Genomic DNA, 13,795 nt, shown 5'->3' on the forward strand with positions numbered 1-13,795 from the left:
ACCAAGCTTCCTACCGCTGAAGGACCATCATGAGACTTGCCTTCGACATCGCCGGCGCTGCGGGCGCCGGTGCTCTCGACATCGACATATCGGCGCTCGTCATCGCCGGTTGGGCCGGGCGCGATCGCCACGCGATCGAGCACCACATTGAGGAACTCGCCGCCATCGGCGTGCCGCGGCCGAGCACGGTGCCGCTCTACTACCGCGTGTCGGACAGCCTGCTGACGCAGGCGCCGCGCATCCAGGTGGTGGGCGGCGAGAGTTCGGGCGAGGTCGAGGTCTTCCTCTTCCAGGCCGGCGGCGAACTCTTCGTCAGCCTCTCGTCCGACCACACCGACCGCAAGCTCGAGACCGTGAGCGTCGCCCTGTCGAAACAGGTCTGCGCCAAGCCGGTGGCGCGGCAGGCCTGGCGCTTCGCAGAGGTCGCCGGCCACTGGGACGAGCTCGTCATCCGCTCGCACATCGTCGAGAACGGCGCGCGCGTCGTCTACCAGGAGGGCCGGCTCGCCGCGCTGCAGCCGCCGCTCGACCTCGTCGCGGGCTTCACCGGCGGCGCGGCCACGCTGCCGGAGGGAACGGCGATGCTCTGCGGCACCGTCGGTGCCAACGGCGGCATCCGCCCGGCCGTGTCCTTCACCATGGAGCTCTTCGACCCGCGCAGCGGCCGCACGCTCGGTCACGGCTACGACATCGAGGTTCTGCCGGAAGTCGCGTGAGCCGCCGTTCGGCCAAGAGCAAGGGACATCATCCATGTCACCAGACTTCGACCGCGCGGATCCCCATGCGGTGCGCCTTGCCGCCCGCACGGGCGCGCTGACGGGACACACGGCCCATCTCGCGCCGGGGCGCGTCCAGGCGAATCTCGCCATCCTGCCGGTGGCGCTGGCCCATGACTTCCTGCGCTTTTGCCAGCGCAATCCCAAGCCCTGTCCGCTTCTGGCCGTGTCCGAGCCCGGCGATCCGATGTTGCCGATGCTCGGACGCGACGTCGACATCCGCACGGACGTGCCGCGCTACCGCGTCTGGCGCGACGGTGAACTCGTCTCCGAGCCGACGGACATTCGCGACCTGTGGCGCGACGACCTCGTCGCCTTCCTCATCGGCTGCTCATTCTCCTTCGAGGCGGCGATGCTCGCCGACGGCCTGCCGGTGCGCCACATCGAGCAGGGCACCAACGTGCCGATGTACCGGACCAACGTGCCGACCGTTGAGGCCGGCCCCTTCGGGGGACCGATGGTCGTTTCCATGCGGCCGCTGACCCCCGCCCAGGCCATCCGGGCCGTGCAGGTGACGTCGCGCTTTCCGGCCGTGCACGGGGCGCCGGTGCATCTCGGCGACCCGGCCGCGATCGGCATCGCCGATATCGGCAAGCCGGACTATGGCGATCCCGTCGAGATGCGGCCCGGCGAGATCCCGGTCTTCTGGGCCTGCGGCGTGACGCCCCAGTCGGTCATCGAACATGCCCGCCCGCCGTTCTCGATCTCGCACGCGCCGGGGCACATGCTCGTCACCGACCTCAGCAACAGCGCCGTCGCGGTGATGTAGAGGGCGCTCGCGCGCCCGCGACAACGACAGGCGAGAATTTACCCGGACGGCCTCGCCGGCTATGCTCGTCCGGCCCCGAACAGCGACGGGCCGGACGATGCACCATTACGCCATCTTCGAGACGGACGCCGGCTTCTGCGGCATCGCGTGGGGCGAGAGCGGCATCGTGCGCTTTCAGCTGCCGACCACGGACGCCGCCGGCACCGAGCGCCTGCTGCAACGGCGCCTGCCGGACGCGGTCCCAGGCACGCCGCCTCCACCCGTCGCCGAGACGATCGCGGCGGCAAAAGCCTATTTCGCCGGCCGCAAGACGGATTTTTTCGCCTGCGTGCTCGACCTTGGCGGCCGCGATGCCTTCGCCAGGGAGATTTATGCCGCGGCCCGGCGCGTCGGCTGGGGGCATACGACGACCTACGGCACGCTCGCGCGCGAGGTCGGCGCCGGTCCGGAGGCGGCGCGTGACGTCGGCCGGGCCATGGCGGAAAACCCGGTGCCACTGATCATCCCGTGCCACCGGGTGCTGGCGGCTGGCGGGCGGCTCGGTGGCTTCTCCGCCCCCGGCGGCACCGCGGCCAAGCTGCGCATGCTGGCGCTGGAGGGGATCGACCTTGCGCCGGAACCGGCGCAACGGTCCTTCGCCTTCTAGGGCTCGTCATGCCGCGCTTGATCGGCCTCAAGGCGGGGCCGAAGCAGCGGCTCCACGATGCCCTGCGGCAGGCGACAGGGAGCCACATCATGATCCGCGACATTCTCGTGCATCTCGACGGCAGCGCGGCAGACGAGACGCGCATCATCCATGCCGAAGCCATCGCCGGGCATTTCGATGCCCATGTGACCGGGCTCTTCACCAATATCGTGCCGACGCCCTTCATCCCCGCGGCCGATGGCCTCGCCGCGGCCAGCATCCTCGAGGAAAGCCGCCGGCAGGCCGAGGCGGCGGGAGAGTCCCAGGCGGCACGCCTGGCGCAGCGCCTCGACACGCTCGCAATGCCCAGCGAGCTGCGCCGGTTCGATCTTTTCGCCGATGCCGTCTGGAGCGCCGTTGCGCGGCAGGCGCGCGCCTGCGATCTCTTCGTCGCCCTGCGCCCGTACGGCGCCGACGGTTCATCGCACTGGCCGGAGGTGGTGGAGGCCGCCCTCTTCGGCTCCGGCCGCGGAGTCTACCTTGCGCCACCCGATGCGCCCGCTCGGGCGTTCGAAACCGTGCTCGTCGCCTGGAGCGATACGCGCGAGGCCGCCCATGCGGTGGCGGAGGCGATGCCCCTGCTGCGACTGGCGAAGCAGGTCGTGGTCGCCACGGTCGACGCCGATGGCCCTCCCGAGGAAGATCGCGAGGAGCCCGGCGCCGATCTCGCCCGCCATCTCGACCGGCACGGCGTCCGGGTCGAATTGCGGCACGTGCCCGAATGGCGCGAGGTTTCGCGTGCGCTGCTCAACGAGACCGAGAAGAGCGGTGCCGATCTCGCCGTGCTCGGCGCCTATGGGCATTCGCGCCTGCGCGAATGGGTGCTCGGCGGGGCGACGCGCGATTTCCTGACGCAATGCCCGGTTCCGATGCTGATGGCCCATTAGGCCGGGCCATCAAGAGGTGGCCGCCCCTGCGGATGCCGGGGCGGCCTCGTTTCGCCCCTGCCCGCTCACCGGTAGACGAGGACGGGGATCGTCGAATGGGTGAGTACCTTCAGCGTCACGCTGCCCAGCACGATGGCAGCCACGCCGCCGCGGCCGTGCGAACCCATCGCGATGAGGTCGCAGCCGCGCTCCTTGGCGGTATCGATGATGGCGCGATAGGGCTCGTCATGCACCACCTGCACCGTCTCGTAGGGCACACCGTTCACCCGCGCGACATTGCTTGCGGAGGACAGGAAGCCGGCCGCGCGCCGGCGTGCATGATCCTCGTACTCCGCCCGCGTATCCGTGAGCTGCTCGGCGTCCGTCGAGAGGAGGTGGAAGGGTTCCACAACCGTCAGTAACGTCACCTTGGCTCCGGCGTCGCGCGCGAAGGCCATCGCCTGTTCGACGGCCGCCGCCGACAGGAGTGAACCATCCGTCGGAATGAGAATGTTCTTGTACATGGCGCTCCCCTATTGGCGCTCCCTTTGTCGATGCGTGGGAAGGGTAAACGGGTAGGCCACGGCCGCGCCTTGCGCAGGATCAAGCCGACCCTGCGACGTTTGACCCATGTCAAGGAGCCCATGCGCGGGGGTGTTTTGATGTCCGTGGCAGCGCCGTCGGCCTGAGCCGACCGCTCGGCCCCGAGGCCGCAGTCTCAGCGCTCCGGGCGCCCGCTTCCAGGCCGGCCCGCCGCTGCCCCCGCGACAGGAGCACGACCATGCCTGAAGCAACCAAACTTCCCATCGAGACCGAGAAGCAAACTGCACCCGCGCCCGTCGCCCGGTGGACGCCCTTCGACAGCCTGCGCCGGGAGATCGACAGGCTGTTTGACGACCTCCATGTCGGCTCGTGGCGCATGCCCTTCGCCCGTGCGGAGTTCCAATCCGAACGGCCGTGGCTGCGCGAGAGCGCCTTTGCCCTCACCCCCGCGGTGGATGTGGTCGAGCGCGAGAAGGAATACGAGATCAGCGCCGAATTGCCGGGCCTCGAGCAGAAGGACGTCGAGGTGCGCCTGGCCAACGGCACGCTCATCGTCAGGGGCGAAAAGCGCGAGACCAAGGAAGAACACGACAAGGATTATTATGTGTCCGAGCGCCGCTACGGCACCTTCATGCGCTCGTTCCGTGTTCCCGACACGGTCGATACGGCCGGCATCGAGGCCCGGTTCGCGAACGGGGTGCTGACGGTCAAGCTGCCGAAATCCGCAGAGGCCCGGAAGAACGAGAAGAAGATCGACGTCAAGACCGGCTAGCCCTGAAACCTGCGGCGTTGTCGGCAAGGGTCGGCCGGCGGCGGATGCCGCCGCCGGCTTCGACATCAGCGCGCGAACCGCTCGCACGTGGCGCGCCCGGTGGCGGACGGCCGACATCGCCGGACTCGCGAAACGATCGCCGGGCCTGCCGCTGACCGGCGGGCGCAGCAAGAACCCTCGACACCTTCGGTCTACGCCAGCCCTGCCCTGCACGGCCATATCAGCATGGGCTGTGACGCAAGGGGCAAGCCGGCCGTCACGGCGGCGAGGCGCACGGGCGCGGCATCGGTGGCAAGGCCCGCCGGAGCCCCGGTCATCCGGTCGGCGTGGACGGGCGAATTTCGCGATTGACGATGCGGCCATTATGGCCACGATGGGCCTTTCAAGAAGGGGGCGGCGCATGAAGGCGCTCTCGGCCCGCGAGGCCAAGTACAACTTCGGACGGCTGATCGACACGGCCCGCGCGGAGCCCGTGGTGATCGAGAAGCACGGGCGTCCGGTCGTGGTGGTGCTCGCGGTCGAGGAATACGAGAAGCTGACCGGCAACGCCGTTCCGCCGTCCCGCGACAAGCCCGCTGAAACGAACGGTGACTGATGCCGATCCTGAACTGGCTGACCCGCGACGAGGACCTTCGCCGCGCGAGCCGCGTGCCCTACCGTCTTCTGGAGGAAGTCCCCGACCTGTCGGCGGGCGACGGCAGCGCGGGCAACATGCTGATCCAGGGCGACAACCTCGAGGCGCTGAAGGCGCTGCTGCCGTTCTATGCCGGCCGGGTGAAATGCATCTACATCGACCCGCCCTACAACACGCGCTCAGCCTTCGAGCACTACGACGACAACCTGGAGCACACGCAGTGGCTGGCCATGATGTGGCCGCGGCTCGAGTTGCTGCGCGATTTGCTCGCCGAGGATGGCTCGATCTGGGTGTCCATCGACGACAACGAGGGGCACTACCTCAAGGTCATCATGGACGAGGTATTTGGACGGCGGAACTTCATTGCGAACACGCTCTGGCAAAAAGTCTTCTCACCGAAGAACACGGCACGACATTTTTCCGACGATCACGACCATATCCTCGTCTTCGCCCGAAACGCGGATCAATGGGTGCCGAACCCAATGCCACGTTCGGATCGGATGAACAAAGGTTACAAGAACCCGGACAATGACCCGCGCGGTCCATGGACATCGGGGGACGTGTCCGCCCGAAACTTCTACGGCGCAGGGAAGTACTCAATCACATGCCCAAGCGGTCGCGTCATCCCAGGACCTCCAAACGGCATGTACTGGCGTGTTTCGGAAGAGCGGTTCTGGGAGATGGATCGAGACGGACGAATCTGGTGGGGAAAGGACGGTAACAACACCCCGCGAATTAAGCGGTTTCTTTCTGAGGTGAAGCAAGGTGTCGTGCCACAAACGCTTTGGATGAATACAGACGTCGGAAATACACAGGAAGCTAAAAAAGAAGTTGTGGCGCTATTTGGTGAAGTAAATTTCATGACGCCGAAACCTGAGCGCCTGATACAGCGCGTCATCAATATCGCCACCAACCCCGGCGATCTCGTGCTCGACTCCTTCCTCGGCTCCGGCACCACCGCCGCCGTCGCGCACAAGATGGGGCGGCGCTATATCGGCATCGAAATGGGCGAGCATGCCCGCACCCATTGCGCGCCGCGCCTGCAGAAGGTGATCGACGGCGAACAGGGCGGCATCTCGAAATCCGTCGGCTGGCAGGGCGGCGGCGGTTTCCGCTTCTACCGTCTCGGCCCGCCCGTATTCGACGAGACGGGCCACATCCGGCAGGACATCCGCTTTCCCGTGCTGGCGGCGCATGTCTGGTTTTCGGAGACCGACCGGCCTTGGGATGGGAAGGGCAGCAGCCCGCTGCTCGGCATTCATGACGGCCGCGCCCATGCGCTGCTCTACAACGGCATCCTCGGCGACAGGCGGCCGGGCGGCGGCAATGTGCTGACCCGCGCGACGCTCGCCATCATCCGCGAGGAGATCGCCAAGGTCGATCCGGCCTTCGACGGCCCGCTCACCATCTACGGCGAGCAGTCCCGGCTGACGCCCGCCACGCTCGACCGCGAGCGCATCACCTTCAAGCAGACGCCCTACGACGTCAAAGCGCGGGCCTGAGGGGGCATCTGATGAAGCTGAAGCAATACCAGACCGATACTCTCTCCATCCTCCGCCGCTTCTTCGAGGAGGCGCGCGTCGCCGGCCCCAAGGGCGCCTATGAGGCGATGACCCGGGAGCCAGAGCAGGCGAAGCGGCTCGGCCGCTATGGCGGCACCTACACGCCCCTCGCCGAGCTGCCGAACGTTCCTTACGTATGCCTTCGCCTGCCCACCGGGGGCGGCAAGACCATCCTCGGCGCCCATTCCATCGCCGTCGCGCGTGATGCCTGGGTGGAGAAGGACTATCCGATGGTGCTCTGGCTGGTGCCGTCGAACACCATCCGCCTGCAGACGGCCGAGGCGCTGAAGAACGCCCGCCACCCCTACCGGCAAGCCTTGGACGAGGCCTTCGACGGCCGGGTGCGCGTGTTCGACATCGCCGATTTCACGCATATCCGCCCGCACGACATTCGCGACCATTGCTGCATCGTCGTGGGCACGATCCAGACCCTGCGCGTGTCGAACACCGAGGGCCGCAAGGTCTATGCCCACAACGAGAACATGGAGCCGCATTTCACGGCGCTGCCCAGGTCACTGCCGGGGCTCGAGCCGCTGGACGGCGGCGGCGTGAAGTTCTCCTTCGCCAACCTGATGCACATCCACCGTCCGCTGATGATCGTGGACGAGGCGCACAACGCCGTCACCGGCCTGACGCGGGAGATGCAGGCGCGGGTCAACCCGTCCGCCATTATCGAGTTCACGGCGACGCCGCGCCTCAACTCGAACATCCTGCACAGCGTGACGGCACAGGAGCTGAAGCGCGAGGAGATGATCAAGCTGCCGATCATGCTGTCCGAGCACGACACCTGGCAGAATGCGGTGAACGGCGCCATTGCGGCGCGCGCCTCTCTGGCCGAGGAAGCCGAGAAGGATCCCGACTACATCCGCCCCATCGTCCTGTTCCAGGCGCAGCCGAAGAACCAGGAGGTGACGGTCGAGGCGCTGAAGACGCACCTGATGGAGGTCGAACAAATCCCCGCGGAGAAGATCGCCGTGGCGACCGGCGATCAGCGCGAATTGGACGGCATCGATCTGTTCGATCCCCAATGCCCGATTGAATACGTCATCACCGTCGAGGCGCTGAAGGAGGGCTGGGATTGCTCCTTCGCTTACGCCTTCTGCTCCGTCTCGCGGATCCAGAGCGCGGTGGATGTGGAGCAGTTGCTGGGGCGCGTGCTGCGGATGCCCTACGCCAAGCGCCGCAAGGCGGATCCGCTCAACCGCGCCTATGCCTTCCTGTCCGAACCATCCTTCGGCGAAGCGGCGCGGTCTTTGGCCGACAAGCTGGTCGCCATGGGCTTCGAGGAAGACGAGGCGCGCGACAACATCGAACCGGCGCAGGCCTCGCTCGATGCCGACACCGGCCTGTTCGGCCCGCGCGACAAGCCGAAGCCGACCTTCAGGCACACCGTGACGGCGACGCCCGAGGTGGTTGCGGAGTTGAGGAAGCGTGGGGGCGTGAGCCTCCGCGACACCGGCGGCGGCAGGATCGAGATCGCTGTCGCCGGCCGCGTCGACGGCGCGCTGGAGAAAATCATCGCCGACACGTTGCCCGAGACGGAGCGGCAGGGCTTCGCCGAGGCCGTCGCGAAATACCGCGTCGATGTGAAGGATCAGTTGTCGCCCGCCGAGCAGGGCGAGGCCTTCGAGGTCCCGCGGCTCATGGCCGAGATCCAGGGCGAACTGGCATTCGCCGACACCGACATGTTCATGGAGTTTCACGACTGGTCGCTGCTCGATCATTCCCCGAAACTGGGCGAGGCCGAGTTCGCGATCCGCGAAACGGCCCGCAGCTTCGAAATCGACCTCGACGGCAATCGCATCACCTATCAGTTCGCCGATGAGGCGGAGCAGTTGGCGCTCGACGTCGACGTCGAGGGTTGGACCCCGGAGGCGCTGGTGCTGTGGCTCGACAGGCAGGTGCGCCAGCCGGATATTCACCAGAGCGAGCTGTTGCGCTGGTTGCGCGACCTCGTCGGTCACCTGATCACCGCACGCGGGATGCACATCACGGCGCTGATGCGCTGCAAGTTCATCCTCGCCCGAAAGGTCCGCGAGAAACTCGCCGCCATCCGCCAGCAGGAGCGCGACGGCGTCTACCAGCGATACCTGTTCGCGCCGGAAGCCAAGGTGGATGTGTCGTTCGATGAGGCGTTCAGCTTCAAGGACGGGATGTACTGGGATCAGCGCCGGTATCGTGGCCGCTGGAAGCCGCGCAAGCACTTTCTTGGCCCCGACCATGTGCCGGCCTTCGACGGCGCCGAGAATGGCGAGGAATTCCAGTGCGCGCAGGCCATCGACAGCCTGCCGGGCCTGAAGTTCTGGATTCGCAACGTCGCCCGCCACCCCAACTCGTTCTGGCTGCCGACTGCGACTGACAAGTTCTATCCGGATTTCGTGGCGCAGTTGGAGGACGGAAGGCTGCTCGTCGTCGAGTACAAAGGCGCCCACATCGCCGAAGGCCCCGACACCGCCGAAAAACGAACCATCGGCGAGCTGTGGGAGAAGACGAACGGCGGCAAGGGGCTCTTCATCGTCATCGAGAAGACGGTCAATGGGAAGGACATGCGGGCACAGCTGGTGGAGAAGATTGGCGCCTGATTCCAGCCGTTGATCCCAAGCCGTTGATCCCAAGCCGTTGATCCCAAGCCGTTGATCCCAAGCCGTCTCGCCGCCGCCGAACCTTCCGGAAGGTTCAGTATTGACATGGCGCCACGAAGCAAGAGGCCTCCCGCGAGGGAGGCTTTTAAGCGGCTGTATTCTTGGAGTTATTTGGTTGCGGGGGTAGGATTTGAACCTACGACCTTCAGGTTATGAGCGGCGACCAAAGGCAGAACGCGAGACCAGCGAGATCAGGCGCTTAGGCCGTAATGCATTGAACTGATTGAATCTCATTGCCGCATTCGGCCGCGTTCAACGGCATCGGACCGCATCCGCCGGATGACGACTCCGTTACAGCTGCGGACGTATTGCGGAGTTCGTTAGTCTCATCGACCGCACACCATCATGCCTCCGAAAACGCCATGTACCTCAGCTGCTCATTCCAACTGTCTCGTTTTTCGTGGCTTAACCCGCCTCTCTTGAGTCATCTCGTGCCTCTCAGGCGCGGGACGATCGCATTCCCGAAACCTTCCTCACACGAGGATCGCCAACAAGTCTAGCGTACTCTTCTGTCTCACAACCGACCAGCGCGATCCTGCCGCTAGTGTCGTGATGAATCCCCCATCCGTATGATCTGACCAACGGTGAGGCGCGCAAGCACGCGTGGGGTCGTGAGAAATAGGCTTTCTCGAATTCCGCAAGCTTTTCATGCTTCACGCCTTTGCGTCGCGCCTCGGCCATGATTAACAGGTCGTCGCTCGTCATTTGATAAGGGCGCTCCGAAAGTATGTCATACTGAATGGCTGCGATGGTGCCTGGCTTCTGCGGAACAGTCCCGACGTTCACTAAACAATCAGGCGACACCAGAATCAGCGTGTTGAAATAATTCGTCGAGTGCATCATCTCCAGTCCTCCACGATGGCTTGGCACATAGGCACGCATGCTACGAGCCGTCTGGGCAAAGCTTTCAGTGAGGGCGTTGAACTCGGCTATCGCGCCAGATTGTCGAGATCGATGTTGTAAAGCGCCGCATTTCTCTTGGTGTAGGCCGCGCGCTCTTCGATTGGCTCGCCACGCACCGTCGCCATCAGCATATCGAGCATCGTGTGCCAACCCATGGCGCTTTGCGGGACGAGGCGATCAACGATTGGAAAGTGCTTGAAGATCAGCACAACGTCATTTCCCCGTGGTTGAAGCTCGAACGTCGGATAGGATTCCGGATAGGCGGAGACAGCATCCGGTCCATCATTGGGATCGAAGACATTCCACGTGTAGATGAGCTTGTGGGGCGGCTGCCATTGCGTGACTATCCCGCGAATGTGTCCGCCCATGATGCGCACAGCGCCGCCTTTCCGAGGCTCGATGCTGCTGTCCTCGCCGAACCAGGCCGGCATGAGCTTCGTGTCCGTCAGGTGCGCCCACACCCTTTCGATCGGACCGGGCAACGTGCGCCTGAAGGTCAGACACGGCACGCTTGAGACTTCGCCTTTGCTATTCATCCCTCTTCTCCAGGCTGGCTTTCCCGCCGCCGGTCACTCCTTGAGCGCTGCCTCCATTGCATCGAACTTGCCCGCCCAGAACCGCCTGAGTTGGTCGACCCAGATCGCCAGCTCGTCGACGCCCTCTTTATTCAGCGCGTAAATTCGCCTCTGCCCCTCCGCGCGTACGCGCACAAGCTTCGCGGCGCGCAGCGTCTTGAGGTGCTGCGAGATAGCGGGCGCAGTGATCTCGAACTGAGCAGCGATCTCCCCCGACGAGAGCGGCCCATGCGCCAATGTCTCCACAATCCGGCGGCGTGTGGGATCAGCAAGCGCGGCGAGGCTGTTCATTGCGCTATATTGTAGAGGTTGCTTAATTAAGTCAATACTACATTGCTATGCGCCGGCAGGTCAGCCTTATCGGCGGCGCGCCGCGACGGGGGCGCCGCCACCATTTGCTAGAGGGGGAGCGCAGACGGTCTCGTCGAACGGCGAATGCCCGCGAAAGGGAACCAACCACGCGTACACACGTGCTGGAGACCAGCTGTGACAGCCAAGTGTGATGGATGTGGCCTCGAGATCGAAGGAGGATACGACGCCTGTCAACGGCTGTTTCAGTCGCGTGTAAGCTTGGAGACGAGCGACTATCGCTACGCTCGTCTGCATCGACTTGTCGTTGATTGCTACTGCCTTCAGCACCCTCAGCAATACTGCATGTCAGCGAAATCGCTGATGGCGCATCTTGCAGGGCTCTGCATCGCCATCGAGAAGAATGGTGAGCAGAAGGCGTATAGAATGCTGCAAGAATCTCTCAACGGCGCCCCGCCCCTTGTCAAGCCGCCCGTACCGGACGCGAAAGGTGGCTACACGATCGCCGACGTTCTGGCCGCATCGAACCCAAGCGAATATGCACGTCGTGTCCACGCATGGGCCGATCACGTCTGGCGCGCATATCAAGCGACGTGGAATTGGGCGCGCGACTGGCTTGACCGACACCCGATTTAATCAACGTTAAGACGCCGTCTTCGCCGCGCTCTGCCAAAGGCCCAGGCTCCTGGGTCAAGCACGGCGCGCTTGAGATTTCGCATTTGCTATCCATGCCGTTTCCCCCGCTCTCCGCCCCTTTCCGCCTCTGCGCCGCTGCTTCGAAAAGAGCATCTTGCCTGCCGCGAAGGCTCACCGCTCAGTGACGGGCATGAAGCAACATCTGACCGAACGCGCCGTGAAAGCGATGGTGCCGGATGCCGACCGGGACCTCCTCGTCTATGACGACGAGGTCACGGGCTTTGGCGTCTTCATCCTTCGCTCCGGCAAGCGCGGCTTCTTTCTCCGCTATCGCATCGCCGGTCGCGAACGCCGCTTCACGATCGGCGCTTGGCCCACTTGGTCGGTCACCGCCGCGCGCGAAGAGGCGAAGCGGCTCAAGCGCGAAGTCGATGCCGGCAACGATCCACTCGGCAAGCGCATTGAGCAGCGCAATGCGCCAACCATGTCCGAACTGATCGACCGCTATCTCAAGGAGCACGCGGTCAATCTCGCGCCACGGAGTTTCAGCGATCGGACCTCGCTTCTGCGCAAGCTGGTCGAGCCGGAATGGGGCACGCGGAAGGTTGCAGAGATCACGCCCGAAGATGTCGATCGGCTTCTCGCCAAGATCGCCAAGGGCCGGCCGCGGCCGCGCAAGGAGAGGCCGAAGTACAAGCGCAGGCACGCCATGGCGAAGGCGCGCCCGACGCCGATCCGGGCGAACCGCGTCGGCGAAATCCTGCGCAAGATGTTCAACCTCGCGATCCGCTGGCAGATGCGGACGGACAATCCCGTGGTCGGGTTCTCGCGCTTCCCCGAGGTGCCGCGCGATCGGTTTCTTTCGGCCGACGAGATCAAGCGCCTTGCCGACGTGCTCGCCGAGCATCCGAACCGCCGCTGCGCGAACGTCATTCGGCTGATCCTGCTCACCGGCGCGCGGCGCGGCGAAGCCATGAACGCGCGCTGGGAGCAGTTCGATCTGGAGAACGGGATCTGGACCAAGCCCGCGGCAACCACGAAGCAGCGCCGGCTTCATCGGGCGCCGCTTTCGCGGGCCGCGGTTGAACTGCTTCGCGCGATCCGCGCAAGCGTGCCTGCGGATTGCCCGTGGGTTTTTCCCGGCGAGATCAAAGGCAACCCCTTGCGCGAGATGCAGACCTTCTGGGAAGGCGTGCGCGCGAAGGCGAAGCTCGGCGATGCCCGCATTCACGATCTTCGCCACACGTTTGCGTCGCTTCTCGTTTCGGGCGGCATGACGCTGCCGATGGTCGGCTGGCTGCTTGGCCACACCCAGGCTCAGACGACCTTGCGCTACGCACATCTCTACGACGATCCGCTCCGGGCGGGGCTCGATCAAGTTGGCGATGCGTTGCGGCCGAAGCTTAGGCTCGTCCGAACTGATGCCACGCCGGAACACGCGGCCTGATACCGAAAGATACGACTGCGCTCGGTCGTTCAGAAGAAATGCTGACTAGCTGCCTGTCCGGCCGTCCCAGGTGAAATCAGGTCGGCCAGTTCCTCAAGAAGAGGTCTTAGCTTCCCATGATCGACCCTCGCCATGCCTCTCTCGATCGACGAACTCCAATGACCCTCGCGATATAGCGTCGCGGCGCGACCGCGGATCTCGCGCGCCGCGTGATCTCTAACCCCCTGGTCGGGAAGCCCGCCAGCCACGAGGCGCTTGGTGATTTCCGTCCTGAGTTTCACGACTACTAAGCCAGACTCATCAAGTAGCGCCAGCACAGCCAAGCCATACATCGAACGTTCGAGTGACGTGCTCCCCGTTTTGTCCCCGTCTATAGGTTAGCCCTGTTCATGTTGTGGTCCGATCTGGACCGGGTTGCAAATTCGTTCGGGGTGAGCCCATCGAGGCTCGTGTGTGGGCGATTCACATTGTAGTCGATCCTCCATTCTTCGATGCTGTTGCGGGCTTGCCGGTAGCTGGTGAAGAGCCGTTCGTTGAGGCACTCATCGCGTAGCCGACCATTGAAGCTTTCCACGAAGCCGTTCTGCATCGGCTTGCCCGGCGCGATGTAGTGCCATTCGACCTGCCGATCCTCCTGCCACGCCAGGATGGCATTCGAGGTCAGCTCGGTGCCGTT

15 protein-coding genes are annotated in these 13,795 nt (G+C 64.7%); 10 read left to right on the forward strand and 5 right to left on the reverse strand.

Features of this window, described 5'->3' with window-relative positions; all coding sequences use genetic code 11:
• The first annotated feature begins 29 nt into the window (after window positions 1-29).
• The 4 genes from ASC46_RS19910 to ASC46_RS19925 all read left to right on the forward strand — a co-directional run bounded on the left by ASC46_RS19910 (window position 30) and on the right by ASC46_RS19925 (window position 3,117).
• Window positions 30-716: a DUF2848 domain-containing protein gene (locus ASC46_RS19910; protein WP_055461035.1), complete on the forward strand. Its 687-nt coding sequence runs from the start codon at window positions 30-32 to the stop codon at window positions 714-716.
• A gap of 34 nt (window positions 717-750) precedes the next feature.
• Window positions 751-1,545 (forward strand): putative hydro-lyase, encoded by a 795-nt coding sequence (locus ASC46_RS19915; protein ID WP_055461036.1) that lies wholly within the window; start codon window positions 751-753, stop codon window positions 1,543-1,545.
• 97 nt (window positions 1,546-1,642) lie between these two features.
• A complete protein-coding gene (locus ASC46_RS19920) occupies window positions 1,643-2,191 on the forward strand; it encodes a methylated-DNA--[protein]-cysteine S-methyltransferase (protein ID WP_055461037.1) in 549 nt (182 codons plus the stop codon).
• Window positions 2,192-2,199: 8 nt separating this feature from the next.
• Complete coding sequence (locus tag ASC46_RS19925) at window positions 2,200-3,117, forward strand: universal stress protein (RefSeq protein ID WP_245280639.1); 918 nt, start codon at window positions 2,200-2,202, stop codon at window positions 3,115-3,117.
• A gap of 65 nt (window positions 3,118-3,182) precedes the next feature.
• Here the strand turns inward: ASC46_RS19925 and ASC46_RS19930 are convergent, their stop codons facing one another.
• The gene (locus ASC46_RS19930; RefSeq protein ID WP_055461038.1) at window positions 3,183-3,620 is read right to left on the reverse strand and encodes a universal stress protein; all 438 of its coding nucleotides are present in this window, start codon (window positions 3,618-3,620) and stop codon (window positions 3,183-3,185) included.
• Between the two features lie 257 nt (window positions 3,621-3,877).
• Between ASC46_RS19930 and ASC46_RS19935 the strand changes: the two genes are divergently transcribed.
• The 4 genes from ASC46_RS19935 to ASC46_RS19950 all read left to right on the forward strand — a co-directional run bounded on the left by ASC46_RS19935 (window position 3,878) and on the right by ASC46_RS19950 (window position 9,189).
• Window positions 3,878-4,411 (forward strand): Hsp20/alpha crystallin family protein, encoded by a 534-nt coding sequence (locus ASC46_RS19935; protein ID WP_055461039.1) that lies wholly within the window; start codon window positions 3,878-3,880, stop codon window positions 4,409-4,411.
• 400 nt (window positions 4,412-4,811) lie between these two features.
• The gene (locus ASC46_RS19940) at window positions 4,812-5,006 is read left to right on the forward strand and encodes a type II toxin-antitoxin system Phd/YefM family antitoxin (protein WP_055461040.1); all 195 of its coding nucleotides are present in this window, start codon (window positions 4,812-4,814) and stop codon (window positions 5,004-5,006) included.
• Window positions 5,006-6,547 carry a site-specific DNA-methyltransferase gene (locus ASC46_RS19945; RefSeq protein WP_055461041.1) on the forward strand — a complete coding sequence of 514 codons (1,542 nt, stop codon included), beginning with the start codon at window positions 5,006-5,008 and terminating at the stop codon, window positions 6,545-6,547. The genes ASC46_RS19940 and ASC46_RS19945 overlap by 1 nt, the downstream gene beginning before the upstream one ends.
• An 11-nt stretch (window positions 6,548-6,558) precedes the next feature.
• Complete coding sequence (locus ASC46_RS19950; RefSeq protein WP_055461042.1) at window positions 6,559-9,189, forward strand: DEAD/DEAH box helicase; 2,631 nt, start codon at window positions 6,559-6,561, stop codon at window positions 9,187-9,189.
• A gap of 498 nt (window positions 9,190-9,687) precedes the next feature.
• Here ASC46_RS19950 and ASC46_RS21440 read toward each other — a convergent pair whose 3' ends face one another.
• The 3 genes from ASC46_RS21440 to ASC46_RS19960 form a co-directional block, all read right to left on the reverse strand.
• Window positions 9,688-10,092, reverse strand: coding sequence for a DUF6157 family protein (locus ASC46_RS21440; protein WP_141659732.1), 405 nt, complete (start codon window positions 10,090-10,092; stop codon window positions 9,688-9,690).
• An 86-nt stretch (window positions 10,093-10,178) separates the two neighbouring features.
• A complete protein-coding gene (locus ASC46_RS19955; RefSeq protein WP_055461043.1) occupies window positions 10,179-10,688 on the reverse strand; it encodes an SRPBCC domain-containing protein in 510 nt (169 codons plus the stop codon).
• A gap of 33 nt (window positions 10,689-10,721) precedes the next feature.
• Window positions 10,722-11,018: an ArsR/SmtB family transcription factor gene (locus tag ASC46_RS19960; protein WP_055461044.1), complete on the reverse strand. Its 297-nt coding sequence runs from the start codon at window positions 11,016-11,018 to the stop codon at window positions 10,722-10,724.
• Between the two features lie 144 nt (window positions 11,019-11,162).
• Between ASC46_RS19960 and ASC46_RS21780 the strand changes: the two genes are divergently transcribed.
• Window positions 11,163-11,672, forward strand: coding sequence for a DUF5946 family protein (locus tag ASC46_RS21780; RefSeq protein ID WP_245280640.1), 510 nt, complete (start codon window positions 11,163-11,165; stop codon window positions 11,670-11,672).
• 190 nt (window positions 11,673-11,862) lie between these two features.
• Window positions 11,863-13,119, forward strand: coding sequence for a tyrosine-type recombinase/integrase (locus tag ASC46_RS19965; protein ID WP_055461045.1), 1,257 nt, complete (start codon window positions 11,863-11,865; stop codon window positions 13,117-13,119).
• 370 nt (window positions 13,120-13,489) lie between these two features.
• Here the strand turns inward: ASC46_RS19965 and ASC46_RS19975 are convergent.
• Window positions 13,490-13,795: integrase core domain-containing protein (locus tag ASC46_RS19975; protein ID WP_141659734.1), on the reverse strand; the 306-nt coding region annotated here is incomplete at its 5' end.

The organism is Chelatococcus sambhunathii (assembly GCF_001418005.1).
GTDB classification, from domain to species: Bacteria; Pseudomonadota; Alphaproteobacteria; order Rhizobiales; family Beijerinckiaceae; genus Chelatococcus_A; species Chelatococcus_A sambhunathii.

Excerpts from the sequence above, each read along its gene's own strand:
- ASC46_RS19910 (WP_055461035.1), top strand. The coding sequence starts at position 30 with ATGAGACTTGCCTTCGACATCGCCGGCGCTGCGGGCGCCGGTGCTCTC.
- ASC46_RS19915 (WP_055461036.1), top strand. The coding sequence starts at position 751 with ATGTCACCAGACTTCGACCGCGCGGATCCCCATGCGGTGCGCCTTGCC.
- ASC46_RS19920 (WP_055461037.1), top strand. The coding sequence starts at position 1,643 with ATGCACCATTACGCCATCTTCGAGACGGACGCCGGCTTCTGCGGCATC.
- ASC46_RS19925 (WP_245280639.1), top strand. The coding sequence starts at position 2,200 with ATGCCGCGCTTGATCGGCCTCAAGGCGGGGCCGAAGCAGCGGCTCCAC.
- ASC46_RS19930 (WP_055461038.1), bottom strand. The coding sequence starts at position 3,620 with ATGTACAAGAACATTCTCATTCCGACGGATGGTTCACTCCTGTCGGCG.
- ASC46_RS19935 (WP_055461039.1), top strand. The coding sequence starts at position 3,878 with ATGCCTGAAGCAACCAAACTTCCCATCGAGACCGAGAAGCAAACTGCA.
- ASC46_RS19940 (WP_055461040.1), top strand. The coding sequence starts at position 4,812 with ATGAAGGCGCTCTCGGCCCGCGAGGCCAAGTACAACTTCGGACGGCTG.
- ASC46_RS19945 (WP_055461041.1), top strand. The coding sequence starts at position 5,006 with ATGCCGATCCTGAACTGGCTGACCCGCGACGAGGACCTTCGCCGCGCG.
- ASC46_RS19950 (WP_055461042.1), top strand. The coding sequence starts at position 6,559 with ATGAAGCTGAAGCAATACCAGACCGATACTCTCTCCATCCTCCGCCGC.
- ASC46_RS21440 (WP_141659732.1), bottom strand. The coding sequence starts at position 10,092 with ATGATGCACTCGACGAATTATTTCAACACGCTGATTCTGGTGTCGCCT.
- ASC46_RS19955 (WP_055461043.1), bottom strand. The coding sequence starts at position 10,688 with ATGAATAGCAAAGGCGAAGTCTCAAGCGTGCCGTGTCTGACCTTCAGG.
- ASC46_RS19960 (WP_055461044.1), bottom strand. The coding sequence starts at position 11,018 with ATGAACAGCCTCGCCGCGCTTGCTGATCCCACACGCCGCCGGATTGTG.
- ASC46_RS21780 (WP_245280640.1), top strand. The coding sequence starts at position 11,163 with ATGCCCGCGAAAGGGAACCAACCACGCGTACACACGTGCTGGAGACCA.
- ASC46_RS19965 (WP_055461045.1), top strand. The coding sequence starts at position 11,863 with ATGAAGCAACATCTGACCGAACGCGCCGTGAAAGCGATGGTGCCGGAT.